This window comes from Novosphingobium sp. MBES04, from assembly GCF_000813185.1.
Taxonomy (GTDB): Bacteria; Pseudomonadota; Alphaproteobacteria; order Sphingomonadales; family Sphingomonadaceae; genus Novosphingobium; species Novosphingobium decolorationis.
In genome coordinates, this window is sequence record NZ_DF850490.1 from 123,360 (window position 1) to 124,054 (window position 695).

The 695-nt window shown below is 61.0% G+C and carries 1 protein-coding gene; it reads left to right on the forward strand.

Annotated features, from left to right (window positions below):
• The coding region (locus MBENS4_RS22505; RefSeq protein WP_084592327.1) for an IS5 family transposase at window positions 1–695 on the forward strand (695 nt) is incomplete at both ends.

The window sequence follows — 695 nt, forward strand, 5'->3', positions numbered from 1 at the left end:
TGCTAGCCTTCTCGAGATGGCCAGGCTCGATTGGCCGGTGCCGGACTTCAGCACTCTGAGCCGGAGGCAGAAGACCTTGCTTGTCGAGATCTCCTGCCAGCCTAGTTTCGGACCATTGCACCTGCTGATCGACAGCACAGGCATCAAGGCCGTTGGAGGCGGGGAATGGTGCAGGCGCAAGCATGGCCCGTCCAAGCGGCGACAGTGGCGCAAGATTCATCTGGGTGTGGACGCCCGATCGTTGGAGATCCGGGCTATCGAAGTGACCGGAAGCCGGGTTGGCGATGCACCCATGCTGCCCGAACTGCTGGAGCAGATACCACAAGATCAAGCCATCGCGAGCGTCAGCGCCGATGGCGCGTTCGACACAAGGGCCTGTCACGAAGCCATTGCCGCACGCGATGCCTGCACCATCATCCCCGCCCGCCGCAATGCGAAAGCCTGGCCCGAAAATACGCCTGGCGTCGCGGCCCGGAATGAAATTGTTCGTGCAAGCCACCGGCTCGGCAGAGCGATCTGGAAACGATGGAGCGGCTATCACCAGCGCAGCCTGGTCGAAACAAAAATGCATTGCTTCAAGCTGCTGGGTGAACGCATCATGGTACGAGACTTCGATCGCCAGGTCGCCGAACTGCAAATCCGAGCCGCCATCCTCCACCGCTTTACCGCGCTCGGAAAGCCTCAAACGGGTCGTA